Origin of the sequence: Kordiimonas lipolytica, from assembly GCF_042651265.1 — a bacterium.
Classification (GTDB): Bacteria; Pseudomonadota; Alphaproteobacteria; order Sphingomonadales; family Kordiimonadaceae; genus Kordiimonas; species Kordiimonas lipolytica.
The window spans coordinates 48,706-67,260 of the sequence record NZ_JBHSCR010000035.1 but is presented as its reverse complement, the minus strand read 5'-3'; the positions used below and the strand labels follow the sequence as shown (position 1 = coordinate 67,260).

Sequence of the window (18,555 nt, the reverse complement as noted above, 5' to 3'; positions counted from 1 at the left end):
ATGCCACTGGATAATCAAACATTGCCAGAAGCCCCCCAGCCCGCAGAGCGCCCTACTCTCTCTGGGCACAGCGCCCGCCTGGCGAAGCTGACTGTGCAACTAAAGGATTTGATTGCTCGCGAAACAGAGCTTCTCAAGGAACGCAAACCACAAGAAGCCAAGCGGCTTCACGGCGAAAAAAGCCGTCTGATGGCCGAATATAAGGACACCATCGGAAAGTTGAAGGTCAATGAATATCAATTGGGAGACAAAGCGTCCCCTGACCGCAAGTACCTTCGCCAACTGACCGATGCCCTGCGTGAAACAATCCGGGACCATGCGCGTGTTGTGTTGCGGCTAAAGTCCGTCACTGAAGGATTGATCCGAAGCGTCGGTGAAGAAGTCAGCAAAAAAAACAGCCCTGTTGTTGGGTATGGTCGCAATGCATCCATGCGGGCAACTGGGCCAGTCAAGCCGACTTCACTAAGCCTCAACCAGGTTATATAGCCCCTTAAGGCCCAGACATGCAGGCCATCACCCCACACACGCTTCCCTCACTGAACCAGAATGCAGGCCTGCCGATCAGAGCCACCCTGGGGAGGCTTGCCGGCCAGGCAGCCTTTTTAAATGAGCTGTTCAAGGCAGCTGGCCGTCAAACGCCACAGCCCTCTCATGCGACGGGCGAACCCCTGCGCCCCGTTACCTTTTTCCCGTTGGCCGCGTCCGGCGCGGCAACAGCAGCGGCAACGCCCACGACTTCCCGAAGTAAAAAGCACAAGAAGAAGACTCTCGGTAGCCCGTCCGGGGGCACGCCCACAGGGCTTACGCTCGACCGCCGCTGAAGGTCCATATCTGCCTATCTCCCACTTAGCCAACTCAAGACCCGGCAGAAACTGCTGCCCGATTCTGCCTTGGCCTGCAGATTCCAACAGGACCATTTTTGCCGACAATTTTTTCGAAAAACTAAAGATTCATTTTTATCCTTATATTTCAATGGCTTATTGCAAGTTAAAAACTGGCACACCTGTTGCATTTAGAGGGGAAAGCCGAGAGATCGGTTGGGTAAAAACGTCATGAAAAGGAGAGGTTCAAATGACCTTTTCAATTAATGTAAACGCCAGCGCCCTTGATGCGCTTCGCAACCTGAATTCCACCAGTAAGGATCTGGAAGTTACCCAGACCCACATTAACACTGGTCTCAAGATTTCGTCTGCAAAAGATAACGCAGCCGTCTTTTCTATCGCGCAAAAATTGCGTGGTGACCTTAAAGGTCTGAACGCTGTTAAACAGTCACTTGACCGCGGTATTTCCACTGTGGACATTGCGCTTGCAGCAGCGAACGCCATTTCCGACCTCCTTTTGGAGATGAAAGAGAAAGCCGTTGCCGCGGCCGACCAGGGCCTTGATAGCACAAGCCGGAACGCCCTGTCGGAAGACTTTGCGGCTCTGCGCGATCAGATTACTACAATCGTCAACAATGCCGAGTTCAACGGGTCGAATCTGATCGACAGCGGCACCGATGCGATTGTGGCCATCACCAACGCCGATGCAACCCAGACTCTGACTGTTGACCACCAGGATTTGACGCTCGGTAGCGCAAATATTCCGATCTCTGCCGCTCAGGACATTTCGACGCAGACTGCAGCAGCGTCTGCTGTGACCGACTTGGGCAATGCCATCAACAACCTGAACTCTGTACTGACCAGGCTTGGCGCAGGTTCCACTTCCCTTGAACAGAACCGTAGCTTCGCCGGCAAACTGGCCGATGTTATCGAGGTAGGTATCGGGAACCTGGTCGACGCAGACATGGCTAAGGAAAGCGCCAACCTCCAGGCTCTGCAAGTGAAGCAGCAGCTGGGTATTCAGGCACTGTCGATCGCCAACCAATCACCACAGTCCATCCTCTCCCTCTTCCAGGGCTAATGATGGCACATCTTCATGACGTAATTGCCAGCGTTGTACCCGGGCTTCAAATGAAAGCCCGGGGCTTCGCCCAAGCGATAACCTCGTGAGTTTCTATTCAGACTTTCTGAAATCCGGCGCTTAGCGCAATATCTTCCCCAGACACTCCACCACGCGGGCTACGTCATCATCAGACATTGCCGGGAATATCGGCAAGCTCAGGACACGCTCATAGTAGCGCTCAGCCCCTGCAAAACTTTGCTTACCATAGAGGCCTTCATAATAGGGCTGCGAAGAAACGGGGATGTAATGCACCTGTGTTCCCACCCCCAGCGCAGACAATTCCGACATCACTGTCGCCCGGTCTTTCTTTTGCGCCTTAAAATCAATCAGGATCGGATAGAGGTGCCAGGCAGAATCCGCCAGCTTTGTGCACGGAATTGGCACCACACTGTTTAGATGCGCCTCAATCTGCCTGTCATAGATTGCTGCGATTTCTCGTCGGCGAGCCACAAAAGAACCCAGCTTTTTCAATTGACTAAGTCCAAGCGCACACTGAAGATCAGTCGCCCGGTAATTATAGCCCAGCTCCTGCATTTCATAGTACCATGGGTTAGGCTCTCCTGAATCCGGAGAAAACGCGGCCTCTGCCTGTTGCCAGGCTGAAGGATCACGCACCATGCCCTGACTGCGCAAAATTCTCATACGCGCCGCAAGCACACTGTCGGAAGTGGTGACTACGCCCCCCTCCCCCATCGCTATCGATTTGACAGGGTGTAACGAGAAACAGGCCAAGTCCTCGAAAAGGCCGTCTCCTGGCGCGCCAGTAACCGAACCTTTATATGACGCCCCAAGCGCATGACAGCAGTCGGTCACGATAGCGACCCCTTCTGCTCGGCAAAGGGCGGAAATTTCTTCCATATCGACACATTGCCCGTTCAAATGAACCGGCAAAACGGCCTTGATCGGACTTGATGCCCGCGCAAAAGCTGCCTTAAGCGTTTCTACTGTCAGAAGGCCGGTGTCTGGGCATACATCGGCAAATACAACGTCTGCGCCAGCCATGCGAGCAGCATTGGCGGTGGACAAAAATGTCACGGTGGGCACGATAACGGCATCGCCGGGGCCAACATCCAGCCCTATCATCGCAAGATGAAGTGCTGTTGTTCCATTTGAACAGACGATGGCCTCTGACGCACCTACCTGATGGGCAAAGGCCTGCTCAAATGCTTCTACCTGGGGACCGCATGTCAGTGCGCCATTCCTGAGCACATCAACGACAGCAGCAATATCATCCTCATCTATTTGGTGCCGCCCATACGGTAGAAATGTATCTGCCATTTTTCCTGCTACTGCCCACCTTCGGGGATCGTCTTGAGGACCTCTTTCAGCTCTTCCGCAGACATCCAGCTGTCATTCTTGTCACTGACGTATTCAAACCCCTCCGGCATGGTTGGATATCCCTTTTCTACAAGCGTCGGTCGCTTCCAGAAGCTCCATTCCGGCTCAATGACATAACGATCACCCATGTCCACGGTGTTATAGGCATTGTGCTCCGTGATCATAATTTCGTGCAACTTTTCACCTGGCCTGATACCTACCTTTTTCTGTGGCATGTCAGGAGCGAGGGCTTCGATCAGGTCTGTAATCTTCATCGACGGGATCTTAGGTACAAAAATTTCCCCGCCTACCATGATTGGAAGACAGGACAACGTGAAGGCGACAGCTTCCTCAAGTGTGATCCAAAAGCGTGTCATACGCTCGTCCGTAACCGGAAGTTCTGTCGCGCCCTGCTTGAGAAGGCCGCGAAAAAACGGGATTACACTGCCCTTCGACCCCAGTACGTTCCCATACCGAACAACCGCAAACCGTGTGCCAGTACCCGAAGCCAGTGAATTTGCAGCAACAAAAATCTTGTCAGAAGCCAGCTTGCTGGCACCATACAAGTTTATCGGGTTCACCGCCTTGTCTGTCGACAGTGCGATGACCTGTTTCACTCCCGCACGGATCGAGGCCTGAACCACGTTTTCTGCGCCAATCACATTGGTCTTGATGCATTCGAATGGATTATACTCGGCAAGCGGCACTTGCTTTTGCGCAGCGGCATGAACAACGATGTCCACATCCCGCATTGCCATCGTCAGGCGATCACGGTCGCGAACATCACCTATGAAAAAGCGAACTTTCTTCTGTTCCTCAGGGGACAGGGAATGCTGCAATTCAAAATGGCTGAACTCACCACGGGCGAATAAAATGATCCTACGAGGATTGTAATGGGTCAACAGTCGTTTGAGCAGTGTGCGCCCAAACGAACCGGTCCCACCTGTGATAAGCACCGACTTGCCTGCAAGATCACACTTAGATTCGTCAAAGGATAAAGTTGCCATCCGTTTGCCTCCTTGACCACTTCGACACCACCCTATCACCGGAAAATGATTTCTTAAACAATTCTTTTATTATAATAGCTTAGCTGTTTTCCCCAGAGATATACGCTGACGCAAGGACATCGGTGCAATCTTGGCGTCCAAACCCGGATCGTCGAATTTGCTGGTCTCGTCCAACTCACCAACGCTCATGTACCCGCGGAGAAAGAAGCTTCCACGCACCGGCGCGCAGGCCACCATGCCGAGGCCGGCACAATCTGCCCTCTTCATCTCAACACACACGTAATGATCAGCATCCCCAAGATATAGGCGGCCTTCGGTTGTGCCCAGGGCGGATGAAGCCGACACCAGCCGTGACACCGGCGCGCCATGGTCCACCGTAACAAGCTCGCCATCTCTGAAGAGAGGATAACGTTCAAGCACCTCTCCACCATTGTGGGTGGCATAAAACAGCGTCTTCCGATCAAAAAAGTCGGGATTCAAAGTTACAAACCCGAGCCTTTTGGATGCGGCCTGCGCCATCAACTCATTGCACTCATAACTGATGTCAACGGTACGCGCCTTCAGGTCCACACGTATCGTCTTGTGAATCCTACTGCCTCCCGCGGCGATTCTCGCAATAATTTCCACCTGCCCCGTTGATACACAGCAGGCTACCTCTGGCTCGCACTTGGCAAGATCGGTTACCTTGTGAGACAATGCCGGCTCGATCACAAAGTGGCCGCTGTAGAAATCAGCGCCATAAGCGATATCTTCAAAGAAACCGTGAGCCAGCGTTCCTATGACCCCTTCCTGTGGTAGCTTGCCAGACAAGGCAACGCCCGCTGCCCCAAGGCCAAATGACTGAATTGCAAGTCCACGCTGCATATTCAGAACAAGGTGGGCTCCATCCCCTTCAATAGAGAGGAACCGGCCCACCCGTTGGACCGAGAGATTGGGCGGCAGGTCGGTGCCCCTGTCGCTCTGGGGTTCCGGTTCCCTGACCTCTATGGCAGGCAGATTATCGGCGAGTTCCAGCCAGCGCTTGCCTGTAATATGAGTTCGGTAGTCGCTCGCCCACATCTGACACAGCTGCCGCCAATCATTCTGCGTAGGCGCCAAGGTGCCGTCAGCGAAGCCCTCATATAGCCGCCAGCAGTGGGTATTAAGCTTCAAATCGGCGCGTCCTGTCAGCCCCCAGCGTGTCAGATTATATTTCCTTTGCTTTTTTACCGGCACAGGTACTGCGCTGGTATCAAGACGCAGAGGCGGCGACTGGCCATCTTCAAGAGCGGCAAGGGCTTCCCTTGGCAGAGCCAACACAACATCGTCGCTTTTTTTGAGACTTGTCAGCAGCAATCTAATGCGTTCGAACTCGCTAATGGCCTCAAGCTGCGCCTCTGCCGCGAACCGCCCGGGGCGATAATCAAACACTTCGGCGTCACTGGTATAAACAGGGATTGCCTTGGCCCCACTGTTGATTTGCTCGGAAAGGAAGCCAAAATATTCTTCAGCAGTCAATTCCCCGTGGGCATAGCGCTGAAACTTCTGAAAAGAAATCGCGTCGGACCAAATGACCGGCAACTCTGTGCCGCAAGCTCCGGCAATCATTTGTGGCCGTTGGGAGAACGTCTTTTCCCAATTCTTGTTGTGGCTGGCAGGCTCCGCCCAGTCCATCATAACGGCATCAAAACCTGCCTCTTTATAAAGCGGCAGGAGACCACTGGAATAAGCCTGTTCATTAATCAGCGCGACAGTGGGGCGACACCCTAACAACGCTTCATAGTCATCAAGGCCCAACTTTAGGTTCTGGCGGGTCAATTCTGCCGGCACAAGCGGCCCGATAATCTGGCAGAAACCACTGCCAATCAGTTCAACTTTTCCCTCTTCGACCAGAATTTTCAGCGTTTTGACCCAGTCGGGGTCAATCTTCTGAACTTCAAGAAGCGTAAAACTTGTAACTTCAAGGCCAATCGGGACTTCTTCCTGCGCTAGGCGCAACAAGGGCCAATAACAGCGCTCTACAACGGTCTTGCGTTCTTCTACTTCAACTGATGAAAAAGCCAGATTGAGGTGGAAAACTGTATATAATATGGGTCCTGGCATGCTTTTAGCTAATATCCAACTTGATCAGGTTCAATGCTTCTTGAGCTCTCAGCTGGGCGTCCTCCCGATTTTCTGCTGTGGTAATCACCATCCCGAGGGACCCACCGGAATTGGTAGGCAGCTTACACTGCGCTCCTGGAACCGCCCAAACAATCAACTTTAAGACGCCCGGTGCCCTCCCCGCTGCGTCAACCCCAGACAGACTGACAACCTCTCCCTCATTCGCAGGAAACAACAACCTGATGCATACATGCCTGTTCTCTGTCGGTTGCAAGTCCTGATCTGTCACCGGCAATCCTGTAGCAAGCTTACCGGCCAGCGTCACGAGCTCAACCCCAGTGGAATAGGGAATTTCGAAGGTACAAAGGTGCCCGCCAGACAACCGGGCTGCCAATTCAATAATATAAATCTTTCCGGTCCTGTCGACCACAAGGTCCCCTTTAACTGGGCCGGAAGCAATATCTAGCGCTGCCGAGGCCGTATCAAGGACTGCCCGAACCTCTGCCACGATATCATCTGACAGGCTGGTCGGCAGATCGCCCCCGTTTTCAATGACATAAGGCGCATAGGTTTCCAAAAACTCATAGTTTCGGTCAGCCATACCGAGGGTATGAGTGATACCATCTATCACGAGGCTCTCTGTGCTCAACTGGCGCCCCTCAATAAAGCGTTCCGCCATGACGCGATCGGTCGGAGAATGGGTCAATGCGTGCTCATAGGCCCATTTAGCGTCCCCTCCAGAATCTAGTATTGAAACCCCCTTGGAACCGCGGCTATCGACAGGTTTTACGACAATCTTGTCCCAACGCTCCACATAATGGTGAAGACCCGACACATGGGTTACCAATGCGAAATCCGGCACAGCGACGCCCGCGCCATGGAGGCACTCTTTCATTGCCACCTTGTCGACCATTCGGTCGGCTACAGGAACAGGCAGCCCAGGAATTCCGATGTGCTCCGCAACACGGGCGCCCACATGGGGCGCATCAACAGCAATAACGATCAAGCCGTCAATCGAACGTATATTGTTGTGAAAATCTGCCACGGCCGGAACACATTGGTCAGCATGATAAATGCTTGCAACAACCGCTGCGTCAGCAACTTTGAAACAGGGTGCTTGGCTATCGCCGTCGCATACAACAGTGAAGAACCCGGCCTCCTTCAATTGGATTACACCTTCAACTGCTTCCAAGCCGCCGCCAATCAACAATATGGTTTTGCGTCCCAAAAAACTTCCTTTCCGCGCCTTCAAGATTCCTGTAGCTTCACTCTAAATGCGTATATTAATGAAGAAAAATCAATCAAAACCAAGAAAGATGATACCGCTGTGGCCCTAGGTGCAAAAGTCATTGCTGATTTCCTCAAGGAAAGGGGAATAAACCGAGTATTCGTATATCCAGGTGGCACGATCGCCCCCGTACTGGACGAGCTACATAAGCTCGATATTGACCTTTTTGTTCCCAAACATGAACAAGGCGCAGGCTTTGCTGCTCTGTCCGCCGCGAAATTGACAGGTGAACCGCAGGTTTGCATGGTCACTTCGGGGCCCGGTGTAACGAATGCAGTCACTCCCTTGGCGGACGCCTTTTTCGACTCTGTCCCAGTGCTCTTCATAACCGGACAGGTCGGCACTGGGGATCTTGCTGGAAGCCCAAAGCTACGCCAGAGAGGGTTTCAAGAAGTAGATACCCCCAGCCTCTGCAGACCTATTGCCAAGGCCGTATTCCAGCCCCATAGCCCAGATGACCTTTCCGACACTTTGCATAAAGCCTATCAAGTGATGTTGTCAGGCCGACAAGGCCCAGTGGTTCTTGATCTACCAATGGATGTCCAGCGATCTGCCACAGATCGAATAGCGCCTACTACTGCAGCAGAAACACCTACTGCCGCCACAGAAATTGACGAAACAGCCATCCAGGAAATCGCCGGCAAACTGGCTTCTGCAGAGCGCCCGCTCATCCTGGCAGGAAACGGTGTACGGATTGGTGACGCCATATCAGAGCTTAGGCAACTGGCGGAACAATGCGGTTGCGGTGTTAGCCAGAGTTTACCGGCCTTGGGTGTTTTTCCTACTGCGCATGCCCAAGCATTGGGATTTCACGGCCACACTGGTAGCCAGGCCGCAGGAAAAGCGATCCAGGAAGCCGATGTAATCCTGGCAATTGGCACTCGCCTGGACGTACGCCAGACAGGAACAGAGTTGAAGTATTTCGCTCCAGATGCCTGGAAGGGCCGAATTGATATCGATCCCACTGAAATAACCCATAGCAGAGTGCCTTGCGACATCACGATTCAAAGCGATGCAAAAACAGGACTTCAGGCGCTGTTGAGTGCCCTAGAAGTTAAACAAATCTCAGAGAAAGCTTCTTGGCTAAGCAGGATAAAGGATCTGCACAGTGAGCACTGCTACCGCTTCGACCATTCTAAGCTGAAGCCACAAGCGATTATTGAGTCAGTCAGCAATCAGGTCAATGCCACACAAGTCATTGTTACATCTGGTGTTGGCTCCCACCAACAATGGGCCGCGCGCCATTTTGACTATGACTTGCCATCTCGTTCATGGCTTACTTCAGCAGGTCACGGAACCATGGGCTATGACCTTCCGGCAGCCATTGGCGCCCAACTAGCCATGCCGGACGCTCATGTCATCTGCTTTGTCGGGGACGGGTCTTTACAGATGAATATTCAGGAATTGGCGACAGTTGTTGAACACGATCTACCGATCAAGATTTTCCTTCTGGACAATGCCCGCCTGGCTATTGTTTCCCAGTTCCAGTTGTTTAACTGGGAAGTTGACCTGACGACCGGCGACAAGAAAAATCCAGATTTCGCTGCAATCGCGAAAGCCTATGGGATGACAAGCTATACGCTGTCGGACCCCGCGCTAGTTGAACAAACCGTTTCTAATGCTCTTGCGACTGCGGGCCCATGCCTTGTTCATTGTATGATTGACCCCTTTGAGGATGTATCGCCCATGTTGCTTGCTGGCCAGAAAATTGATGAAATGTGGCACCGAGAAGGATTGGATGCATGACCCATCTCAAGGGAAAAAACGCTTTGGTGACAGGTGGATCGCGCGGCATTGGGGCTGGCATTGCCCGCGCTTTGGCTGCCGCTGGTGCCAATGTGGCACTGACGTTCCACACTGAAGACCAAAAAGCCAAAGAGGTAGTTAAGCAAATAGAAGCGGATAAAGGTGCAGCAATTGCACTACCACTGGAAAATGGCAACCGCTCTTCAGCTGAAGCTACCATTCAAGCTGCCACAGACCAGTATGGCAGTCCGGACATCTTGGTGAACAACGCCGGGATGGCGCAAGAGAAATCATTTATGGATCTGACGGATGCTGACTGGATGTCTATGCTGAATTGCAACTTGATGGGGGCAGTTCAACTCATTCAATTATGCTTGCCGTCCATGCAGGCTAAAAAGTGGGGACGCATCATTAATATCGCTTCCATTGGAGGGCAATGGGGTGGCGAGCGCCAAGTCCACTATGCTGCATCAAAAGCGGCACTGATCAATCTGACCATGTCTATGGGACGTCTCTATAGCAGGGATGGCATTACCTGTAACGCCATCGCCCCCGGGCTCGTCCCAACAGACATGACATCAGCGGAACTCGGGGATAACGCCAGTAAAGCAAAACTCTCCAGCATCCCCGCGGGTCGGCTGGGGCGCACCGAGGAGATTGCGCAATCATGTGTGTTCCTAGCCAGCAAAGATGCAGGGTATATATGCGGTCAGACGCTTAATGTGAATGGCGGCATGTACTTCGGTTAACACTACGGCCTCAAGCGACTAGACGTTCATAGCACACCATATTTCCGCAAATCTTCTTCACCTGCTGTTTTCATGATGTTGTATATGGTCTCTTTCTCATCATCAGAGAAATATGCTTCACCTCGCCCTCCAACGCCTTTGTTGAAGCGCACTTGGTCTGTTATACTGAGGGTCTTGTCCAAGGCCGCTTGAACTTTAGCGTCGGTATAGGAGTAAATGGGGTCAAAATGCTTGACTAGGGCTGCCAACAATTTCTCTGACGTTTCGGAAAGATCCCTGAACGTCATCCAGAGCGGTGCGGTTTTACCCAATTCCTCACACTCCCTCGTATACCGCAACCACTTGCAATAAAAGCGGGAATACCAAATTGGCGCGACATGAACCAACGCGTATCGTTTCTCTTCCGCTGTCATATCCGTATAGAGTTTGCCTATGTCCATTACAAACTCAGAATTTGCCTCATCGGGCTCATTAGCCTCAAGCTTATTCATTGCGTTGATATAGCTTACAAGCGTAATCAATATGTTTCCCGTCTGAATACCGACACGGATATCAAACGTGTCTATCATATCCACAACAGGCCCATTGGGCTACATATGACAATGCATAACCGCTGCACGAGGCCGAGCTGCGGTACCAACATGCTGGTTGAAAATAGTTGGAAAATAGAGGTCTCGCGACTGTTCACAGCTGGCGTTTGGCGCGCGTTTGGGCGGCAAGCGCCCATGCCTCCTTATCCAGAATTCCGGCCTTGGGTTGCTGGGCGATGCCCTTTTCGGGCTTCAGCATCTCTACCGGCAAGGGCTTGTGATGGTCGTAACCGCGCGTGGCGAATTGCCATGGGAGGAGCCCCAGCATCACCACTGGGGGCAGAAGTCATTGACCGTTCTAGACGCCTTTGACGTCACTGTATTTGATTTTCAGGTTTTGGGCTGTGACTCTTTTTCCCTTGCGGCCCAGGTAGCGTTTTCGCAGGAAAAAGTAACCGCCGTTCTCATGCACAGGGGGAATGTCAGTGAATAGAGTTGAAGCGATCCAGTCCATTCAGGACAAACACCCCACTGCGGCCATCATATACAGTAATGGCCTGACCTCGCGCGAGGCCGCCCATTTCTGCCACCGCCCAGGAAATTATTATTTGCTGCATGGTATGGGCGAAGCCCTGAGCGTGGGAGTTGGCCTGAAACAGGCGCGCCCGGATATTGACGTTGTGGTAGTGGATGGAGACGGAAATGCCGCGATGGGCCTGGCCAGCAGTTGTATGCTGCCTTTGGAAGGCCTGACCTATTACGTCCTGGATAATCAGAGCTATGAAACGACAGGCGGACAACCCACTTTTTTCCTGGATGACAAAGTGCCCCAGGCAACCGTGATCAAAATCGCTACCGGCAAAGAAGACACTCCCAACCCACCCGCTCCAGAGCAAATTCAAGCAGAATTCAGCGCCTGGCTGGCCCGGAAATAGGCATGCCAGCTGCGCAACACCATTTGGAAAGAGCAAATCATGACCAATAAGATCTTTTCTATCGGCAACATTGACATGGGCGAAGGCCTGCCTTGCCATTTGATTGCGGAAATCGGGTTGAACCACAATGGCAGCGTTGATCTGGCCAAAAAGATGATTGACGCAGCCGTCTTGAGCGGCAGCTCGGTTGTAAAATTCCAGAAGCGCGAACCATCCGCGCTTGCCACCGCAGCCTTTCTTGATGCCCCTTTCCCCAAATGTCCTGCCTTTGGCAGAACGCAGCGGGATGTAAGGGAAAAACTGGAACTTGGGCTGGATGAATATATTGAGCTCAAGCGGTATGCCGAAAGTCTGGGCCAGATTTTCTGTTCCTCAGTATTTGACCTTGTCAGCCTGGAGTTCCTGCAAAAAGTCGACATCGACCTCATCAAGATTGCGTCTCACAGCCTGACGAATGCCCCACTTCTGGAAGCCATTGCCGATACCGGCAAACCGGTCATGCTTAGTCTTGGCGGCACTACCTGGCAGGAACGCGACAAGGCTGTTGAAATCCTGAAAGACAACCAACTGATGCTTTTCCACTGCGTCAGCGCCTACCCCACACCGGACAGCCAGGTAAAACTGGACACAATCCAAACCATCAAGGACCGCTATGGGCTGCCTGTCGGCTTTAGCGGCCACGAGGCTGGCACTGCCCTTTCCTTCGCGGCTGCAGCGCTTGGTGCTTGCGCAATCGAGCGCCATTTCACCCTGAACCGTGCCATGGTGGGGCTTGACCACACCATCAGCCTGCTACCGGATGAGTTTGCATCACTTGCCATGGACCTGAAGCGGTTGCATCAGGCGCGGGGAGTGGCTGAGCCGCTGCAAGCGGGCGAATTTGCTGCGCGGAACAACTATCATGTTTCCATCTGTTCCAGCCGGGCGCTAAAAAAAGGCCAGACAATCAGCGATGGCGACATTGTTTGCAAGCAACCCCTGACAGATGCAGCCGACTTTTTCACCGGCATGGAAGTTGACGCGATTCTGGGTCGTACGATGGTTGAAGACCTGCCGGCCGACACTCCGATCCCTCGCGCGCAGGTTAAATAAAAAGAAAGGTCGCGGAAACACCGCGACCTGTTGCATCAGCCTCTATATAGATAGGGGCGTGGCCTAATAAGTTGTTACGCGGTCATAGAGCTTCATTATGGAAGATGCTGGGATGCCGCGCGCAATGGCCAGCTCATAAATCTTTTCCTGCCCGCCATAACTGGATATCAACAGCCCCGTTTCAGCCCAGTCAAATTCTTCCAGACAATCAGGTGACCTTATTTCGATACCACGCCAAGTCCGTCCTTGTTTCATCTGATCTGAATCAACCGCTAGAAATTCAGCATCCCGAAAGCGTTCAAAGAAAGTAGTTCTTTGCAAAATATACTCGAGATGCATTCCCGCTCCCCAGATCGCGATCTGCGACATGGCCGGGAATTGCGAAATGCTTTTTTCCGCATCGATTAAAGCCTGGCTAAGGCTGGCCCTTACTGCATGAAGCCTGGAATAGTCTTCAAAATCCGCCGTAATCTCACCAACATGATCGTCCGGATAGGCAATGACACGATGCCCATTATAGTCCGCTGCATCCTGGCTTTCCGCGATACGCCAACCTGCCTGCATAAAGGTTTGACGAAGCGTATGCTTGCTGAAATGGGTCAGGTGCTGAGGCGAAAAGAACCCATGTATGTCGTTCGTAAATCCAAGTTCAAGCACAGGAACCTCGACAACAAGCGCAGTCTTTTCGTGGGAAAAATCCCTCAACACACGTAGAACGCCAACCGGATCTGGTAGATGCTCCAGAACATGGAACATTGTGAAAACATCCACCTGTTCATCCAAGCTGATCTCTTCAAAACGCCCCTGCAAAAACAGATATTCATCGCCAGGGTAATTCTTCTTCGCCCGTTCGATGGCCGGTCCGTCGAAATCAACCCCAATGAAGCGCCTGCCTACAGGAAGTTGTGCTAGGAACTGGCCTTCGTAACAACCGATATCCATATAGCTGAACGTCTCATTTTTCAGACCATTTTTGTCGAGCCACGCGATCTGTTCGTCATGACGGCCGCCACCGTCCCCGTACGATCTGCCGGCTTCTGAGAAAAGGACTTCAAACCCACGATCTGAATAGGCCGGGTTCATGAAAAGCGTAAGGCAATTGCGGCACTGAACCTGACAAACGTCAGCCTGCTTGGATACATCAGGATGATCTGTGAAAAACTGCAACCCAGGCAACGCTTCCACAGCGCGTGTCTGATCAGTGCTGCATACCGGGCAAGCACGTTCTGAAACATAGGTGCTGTCTTCCTTGCCCCAGCTGGCATGACTAAGTGCTGAAAACGACGCTTTCATGTCACGTCTCCCTTTTCTTTAAATATGCCTTCATGATGGACGTCACGGCTTCCCGGCCGCCATCATTCGTTAGCTTCCCGGTCGCGGTTTTGATCAGATGCTGACGCAAAGCGCTGTCGGAAATCAATTTCGATAGAACGGGGCCTATTTCTTCCAGGTCATCGACAGGCATTGCCACACCTGCCTCTTCCAAGGCCCGCCATTCGCCGTCGGACACCGTCCCCAAAGCATCATACACCACAGTCGGCAACCCGGCGTTTAGGCACTCGAAGAAACTGACACCATACGCCGCGACTGCCGCATCATAGGACGCGAGCTCACCGGCCAGATTTGGGGAGGCCTCCACAGGCTTCCAGTTTTGGTGGCCAAGCCCTTCAAGGGGATCAGCCGTACCGGGCCATATCACCCAGGAAACGGTGACGCTTCTGGGTAGTCCCGACATCAGTCCGGAAGCGAGCTGCTTCGCTCGTTCTCCGGCCAAGCCTGCGCCAGAAAGTACAATAACCCGCTTCACTTCACTCACCGTGTCTGGCCTCCGTACCACCCGCCTGAGCAGAAAATGATTCCACCCAAAGCTTGAAGGTTGAAAATCGGGTCGGCCGTTTACAAAGCTGGGCATCATGAGGAAATCTGGTTCAAGCCCAATGTCCGGATTGTCAATCGAGACAATGAAACAATCGCTATCGGCGTCTTTTTCTCTGTCTGCAAAATCGAAGTTGGCTCCCTTAAGGTCCTGAACCAAGATATCGGCGCCCTGAAGCTTGGAAAGCAATAGGCCCCTTACATCTGTGCCATCGGATATTCGAGCAACAGGAACACCCTGAAAATCCAGTTCCGGGAGTGCATCACATTTGACAAGGAATTCAAGCGATGCCGAATAGCAGTCCTGAAAAGCCCTTGCCAGAACAATCATGCGTGCCAGGTGACCAAGCCCTATGCCCTGCCCGGCTTCAACAACAAAGCAAACGGATGGCGGCTCTTCACCAACATGTTTTTGGTGCACATGGGCATTAATATCATGCCACCGCCCCTTCTGGAGCATGGAGATCACCCAAGATAAAGAGACAATCGTATCGCTGCTATGGCTTTCATACCAAGCATCATAAACAGCCTGCATAAACTGTAAATCTGAGTAGGTATCAATCGAAATGCGGTGCGTTACCGTCGCATATAAGGGATCTTCGGCAAAATAACAGATTCCGGTTGGGTCTACTTTGCCAGAATGATGGTAGGCGGACGCCAAATGTTCCTTTTCGTATGCTTCTGTCGAGGCCTGAGCAATCTTGTCCCAGAAACTCCGCCGATATACATCGAAGCCCTCATGAATATATCGGCCACCGTCGGGGGCGGGCGTCAATGTGACAAACTCGGCCCCAGGGTGCGCTAATAGTTCCTTGATCATACCGTCCAATGTCACAGGCTCAATCAGAGGGCAGTCTCCGCAGATATATACCAATAGATCCGGGTCATAGTCCCGCACAACGGCGTCTACCCGCCCCACGACATCATCAATGTCACCGCTATAAGAAAAGCAGTCGACACCCGCGCTTTCAGCCCACTCACGCAACTCGTCATTGAAAGTCTCGTCTGTGGTCGCAATCACAATTCCGGTGATATGGGGAACCGCTTGCAGCCGGCGGACGATATGACTGATCACCGGCTCTCCAAAGAGAGGACGAAGTTGCTTTTTCGGGAGCCTGCTGGAATTAAGCCTTGCACCGATAACAGCTAGGACTTGCTGGCCCATTGCGCCCTCACGCTCTTATTTGGCCTCAGGCCATCATCAGGGGACGCGCGCCAAGGTCGATCCTCGATCTCCGCAGCTGTAGGGGCCTTTTCCCCGCTGCCATCAATAAGTGTCCCCTGCCGATGGAACGCAATAACCGGGGCAATCTCCTCAGGCAGCCAGCAATGCCCTGTTTCATATTCTGCCCCTGCACCGTCGATATCCAAATGGAATTCAATGACACTGGCGCCCCATTTTTCAATCGCTCGAGATACAACAAGTGGATTGCGGCTGTGGTCTGACCACCCCACCTTACATCCAAATGCATCCCGCAGCGTGGCAATTGCAGACAGATTGCATTGTTCAAGGGGTGTTGGATAACCCGAAATGCAGTGTAACAGCGTCAGGTCACGGCCACCCGCTTGCTCAAAAACCTCAACTGCGTGTGCCACTTCCGCTAAATAAGCCATGCCGGTAGACATCACGAGAGGCTTGCCCGTTTGGGCACAGGCCCGGATCAGATCATCCCACGGCATTTCATAGGAAGCGATCTTGTAAAAGTCTACATAAGGCAACATTTCCTCGACCGCTTCCAAGTAGAAAGGCGTGCACGAAAACTGCATTCCCTTCTTGTGACTGCGCTCTGCCAACGGCTTTAGGAATTCAACAGGGAGTTCCCAATGTTTCCGGCGACGATGCTCTTCGCTGCATTTGAGGATTTCCGGAGCAAAAAGCTCATCGATCCGAAACAATTGGAATTTTACGGCATCGCAACCGATGTCAGCTGACACGTCGATAAAATCCATGCAGCGCTCAAGGCTCTGCGCATGGTTGCTGGACACCTCAGAGATAAATAATTCCTGGCTCAAAACGGCTATCCCAGGTTTCGACGAATGGTATCCGCCGCGAACTCTGCAACCTCCGCCCAAGAAACCCCACCTTGAGCGTCGATAAAGGTCGTGCCCGGCGCAAACGGAATCTTTTCCCGGTCACCAAAACACCACCATGGAGCAATCTGGGTCAACAAGACTGTTCTGGTTCCAATGGCTTGAGAAAAGATTGCCGGTGCACTTACCGCTGCAACAACAAAATCGCAATTGTTCATAATAGCCAGGTTAGCCTCAATATCCTTTTTCAAGTCCACGTCATCGAATTGAATAATGTCAACGCCGAACAACTCTTTTGCGCGCACCAATTCGTCAGCGCACTCCCCATACTGGAGATTTACGAAATCCACCTCATCTTTCAAAGCAAAGAGAGGACCCAACTCCTCAATACTGGCGTAGATTCCTGAGCGAAGGCCGGTCAGGTTACCACTTCGCCAGGCAATCCCAATCTTCGGTTTGCTGCCTGCTGCTGCCAATTTATCCTTGAATTTTTCATCCAGTTCAGGATCTGGTACCAGATACCCAGCCGGATGAGGTTTGATATTTGCAGTTTTAGTCCATTCAAAACGCGGGCAACTGGCGACCTCAATCGCATAGTCGATGGAAATTTCGCCTTTAGCCATATCCGATTCAATTTTTGGGAAAGACCGATAACGATAGTTGTGCGCAAAGGCATCCCGGTAGGCCTCGACAGTCGCGTTTGGAAAACGCCGCTGATAAATGGATACGAGCCTGTAGTCGCAACCAATATAAAGTTTTTCTACCTGCTCATAGAGGAAGGTCATATAGGTCCCGAACATAACTTCATCGCCAATACCCTGTTCCCCCAATATAAAGAGAGATTTTCCGGCCAGGTCCTGGCCTTTCCACTTCGGCACTTTATGCGTAAAGATTTGCGTTTGGTTCAGGCGGCGAGTGTGATCGAGCCTTCTGGTGTAATTATCCCAGGCTTTGTCAAGTTTACCAAAGTAAAACTGTAACTGTGCTGCACCAAGAAACGGTTCGGGATTTGAAGGATTAGCCCTCATGGCCCGTGCGTCCATTTTCAGCGCCTCCTCCAAACGCAGGTCAAAGGTCAATGACTGCGCGTAGTTGCTGAGGGCTTTATAATTGGTTGGGTCAACCCGCAGCGCCTCATCCAGAAACACGTAACTTGGCCCAATCCCGTCGCGAAAACGCACCATCGTAGCCAGGACATTCCATAAGTCGCCATGCTTTGGAAACCGCGGCAAAACAGCCTGCAACAGTTCTATACCCTCGTCATACCGTTCTGCGCCCGAATAGGCCGATGCGAGGTTGACGAAATGGGATGGGGTATCAGCATCCATCGCAATCAACTGGTGCCCGACTTTGATGGCAATGTCGTAAAATTCCATTTTTACCGCCAGCTCAAGCATGATGGCACAGATGTCAGGCGTAGGCTCATGATATTTGAGCGCCCGCTCTAACACTGCAATCGCCTTCTCGCGCACGCCCAGCTGTACCAGTGAGTGAGCCAGCAAAGTCAGGAGTCCCAAGTCGTTCGGTACCGCATCCCAGGCAATCAACAAATGCTTGGCTACGTTTCCCCAGTCCATCTTTTTAGCCGCCTTCTCGGCGGCCTTAAACGCCTTGATCGCCTCCGGCTTGGAAACAGTCTGAGGAGATTTCTGAATATTGAAATCCATCCCGAGTTGCTGCAGGTCTTCGTCATCCAGTTCAAGCCCGATATCGCTTGTATCAATTACAGGTAGCCCCTCCAATAGAGCGTCCTCTTCGGATTTCGTATTAGCTGGCACCGGCAAACTCCTTCTGTCTTTCCAATAGTCTGGCGATTGGCGTATTGATTATGCACCATCAAGTGGCGGATGCAAGCCAGGTGCCAATCAATTATTTTATGGCGTATTAAGATTAATGCCTTATGATATAGGCAGAAACTGTCCCTCTGGGTGACAAATAGAATACGACCATTGGGGAGGA

Annotated in this window: 16 protein-coding genes; 6 read left to right on the top strand and 10 right to left on the bottom strand. The window is 52.2% G+C overall.

Annotation, left to right across the window (positions count from 1 at the left end; translation table 11 throughout):
* Window positions 1–486, top strand: a complete 486-nt coding sequence (locus ACFO5Q_RS17635; protein WP_068144951.1) for a hypothetical protein — start codon at window positions 1–3, stop codon at window positions 484–486.
* A gap of 585 nt (window positions 487–1,071) precedes the next feature.
* Complete coding sequence (locus ACFO5Q_RS17630; protein ID WP_068144944.1) at window positions 1,072–1,902, top strand: flagellin; 831 nt, start codon at window positions 1,072–1,074, stop codon at window positions 1,900–1,902.
* A 120-nt stretch (window positions 1,903–2,022) separates the two neighbouring features.
* Here the strand turns inward: ACFO5Q_RS17630 and pseC are convergent, their stop codons facing one another.
* The 4 genes from pseC to ACFO5Q_RS17610 all read right to left on the bottom strand — a co-directional run bounded on the left by pseC (window position 2,023) and on the right by ACFO5Q_RS17610 (window position 7,578).
* Window positions 2,023–3,222, bottom strand: a complete 1,200-nt coding sequence (gene pseC / locus ACFO5Q_RS17625) for a UDP-4-amino-4,6-dideoxy-N-acetyl-beta-L-altrosamine transaminase (protein WP_068144940.1) — start codon at window positions 3,220–3,222, stop codon at window positions 2,023–2,025.
* Between the two features lie 8 nt (window positions 3,223–3,230).
* Window positions 3,231–4,268, bottom strand: coding sequence for a UDP-N-acetylglucosamine 4,6-dehydratase (inverting) (pseB, locus tag ACFO5Q_RS17620; protein ID WP_068144937.1), 1,038 nt, complete (start codon window positions 4,266–4,268; stop codon window positions 3,231–3,233).
* 69 nt (window positions 4,269–4,337) lie between these two features.
* Window positions 4,338–6,350, bottom strand: a complete 2,013-nt coding sequence (locus ACFO5Q_RS17615) for a hypothetical protein (RefSeq protein WP_082719735.1) — start codon at window positions 6,348–6,350, stop codon at window positions 4,338–4,340.
* 4 nt (window positions 6,351–6,354) lie between these two features.
* Complete coding sequence (locus ACFO5Q_RS17610; protein ID WP_197420955.1) at window positions 6,355–7,578, bottom strand: ATP-grasp domain-containing protein; 1,224 nt, start codon at window positions 7,576–7,578, stop codon at window positions 6,355–6,357.
* Between ACFO5Q_RS17610 and ACFO5Q_RS17605 the strand changes: the two genes are divergently transcribed.
* Window positions 7,516–9,384 carry a thiamine pyrophosphate-binding protein gene (locus ACFO5Q_RS17605; RefSeq protein ID WP_068144929.1) on the top strand — a complete coding sequence of 623 codons (1,869 nt, stop codon included), beginning with the start codon at window positions 7,516–7,518 and terminating at the stop codon, window positions 9,382–9,384. The two genes, ACFO5Q_RS17610 and ACFO5Q_RS17605, sit on opposite strands and share 63 nt — an antisense overlap.
* Window positions 9,381–10,133 (top strand): 3-oxoacyl-ACP reductase FabG, encoded by a 753-nt coding sequence (fabG, locus tag ACFO5Q_RS17600; RefSeq protein WP_068144926.1) that lies wholly within the window; start codon window positions 9,381–9,383, stop codon window positions 10,131–10,133. Before ACFO5Q_RS17605 ends, fabG begins: the two co-directional genes overlap by 4 nt.
* A 26-nt stretch (window positions 10,134–10,159) precedes the next feature.
* Here fabG and ACFO5Q_RS17595 read toward each other — a convergent pair whose 3' ends face one another.
* Window positions 10,160–10,708 (bottom strand): hypothetical protein, encoded by a 549-nt coding sequence (locus tag ACFO5Q_RS17595; protein ID WP_156431888.1) that lies wholly within the window; start codon window positions 10,706–10,708, stop codon window positions 10,160–10,162.
* A 109-nt stretch (window positions 10,709–10,817) separates the two neighbouring features.
* A complete protein-coding gene (locus ACFO5Q_RS17590) occupies window positions 10,818–10,991 on the bottom strand; it encodes a hypothetical protein (RefSeq protein WP_156431887.1) in 174 nt (57 codons plus the stop codon).
* 157 nt (window positions 10,992–11,148) lie between these two features.
* Between ACFO5Q_RS17590 and ACFO5Q_RS17585 the strand changes: the two genes are divergently transcribed.
* Both ACFO5Q_RS17585 and ACFO5Q_RS17580 read left to right on the top strand, forming a co-directional pair.
* Window positions 11,149–11,598 carry a thiamine pyrophosphate-dependent enzyme gene (locus tag ACFO5Q_RS17585; protein ID WP_068144915.1) on the top strand — a complete coding sequence of 150 codons (450 nt, stop codon included), beginning with the start codon at window positions 11,149–11,151 and terminating at the stop codon, window positions 11,596–11,598.
* 39 nt (window positions 11,599–11,637) lie between these two features.
* On the top strand, window positions 11,638–12,690 hold the full coding sequence (locus ACFO5Q_RS17580) for an N-acetylneuraminate synthase family protein (protein WP_068144911.1): 1,053 nt from the start codon (window positions 11,638–11,640) through the stop codon (window positions 12,688–12,690).
* 63 nt (window positions 12,691–12,753) lie between these two features.
* On the opposite strand, the gene ACFO5Q_RS17575 is transcribed toward ACFO5Q_RS17580, so the two are convergent.
* From ACFO5Q_RS17575 to ACFO5Q_RS17560, 4 genes are all read right to left on the bottom strand, one after another.
* Complete coding sequence (locus ACFO5Q_RS17575; RefSeq protein ID WP_068144908.1) at window positions 12,754–13,983, bottom strand: class I SAM-dependent methyltransferase; 1,230 nt, start codon at window positions 13,981–13,983, stop codon at window positions 12,754–12,756.
* A 1-nt stretch (window position 13,984) separates the two neighbouring features.
* Window positions 13,985–15,730: a cytidylyltransferase domain-containing protein gene (locus ACFO5Q_RS17570; protein ID WP_082719732.1), complete on the bottom strand. Its 1,746-nt coding sequence runs from the start codon at window positions 15,728–15,730 to the stop codon at window positions 13,985–13,987.
* Window positions 15,712–16,515, bottom strand: coding sequence for an N-acetylneuraminate synthase family protein (locus tag ACFO5Q_RS17565; protein ID WP_156431886.1), 804 nt, complete (start codon window positions 16,513–16,515; stop codon window positions 15,712–15,714). The genes ACFO5Q_RS17570 and ACFO5Q_RS17565 overlap by 19 nt, the downstream gene beginning before the upstream one ends.
* Window positions 16,516–16,583: 68 nt before the next feature.
* The gene (locus ACFO5Q_RS17560; protein WP_068144899.1) at window positions 16,584–18,374 is read right to left on the bottom strand and encodes a tetratricopeptide repeat protein; all 1,791 of its coding nucleotides are present in this window, start codon (window positions 18,372–18,374) and stop codon (window positions 16,584–16,586) included.
* Window positions 18,375–18,555: the final 181 nt, after the last annotated feature.